The sequence below is a fragment of the Roseateles sp. P5_E11 genome (genome assembly GCF_054049355.1).
Genome location: NZ_JBFUMO010001172.1, coordinates 1 through 636, shown reverse-complemented (window position 1 = coordinate 636; position 636 = coordinate 1). Strand labels below are relative to the sequence as shown.

At 69.2% G+C, this 636-nt stretch carries 1 pseudogene; it reads left to right on the top strand.

Going from position 1 to position 636, the window contains the following annotated elements:
* A pseudogene (locus tag ACXJKR_RS34160) lies at positions 1-636 on the top strand (Yip1 family protein); the annotation flags it as partial.

Genomic DNA, 636 nt, shown 5'->3' with positions numbered 1-636 from the left:
TGCTGGGCCTGCTGTGCGGGCTCTATTCGATCTACCTCATCTACCTCGGGCTGCCAGTGCTGATGCGCAACCCGCCGGAGAAGTCCGCCGGCTACACCGCCGTGGTCGTGGTGGCGGGCATCGTGGCCGGGTTGGTGGTGGGCGCGGTGAGCAGCGCAGTACTCGGCATGGGCAGCTGGGGCGGCGGGCATCAGGGTAGCGGCTCGGTGACGCTCAAGGGCCCGGGCGGCGACGTCACCCTCGACACCAGCAAGATGGACGCGGCCGCCAAGCGCATGGAGGCGCTGGGCAAACGCATGGAGGAGGCTCAGGCCAAGGGAGACAGCGCTGCAGCGGGCAAGGCGCTGAGCGAGATGATGGGCGCTGTGACGGGTGCGACCGGGGGGGCCAAGCCGATGCCGGCCGCGGACCTCAAGGCGCTGCTGCCTGAGACTCTCGGCGACTTCAAGCGCACCAGTGTCGAGGCCCAGAGCGGCGGCGCGATCGGCATCAACTCGTCATCCGCCCGGGCCCGCTATGGCAATGGCGACAAGTCCATCAGCCTGGACATCACCGACATGGGCAGCCTCGCCGGCATGGCCAACCTCGCCGGCTGGGCCAACATGACGCTCGACAAGGAGGCCGATGGCCGCATCG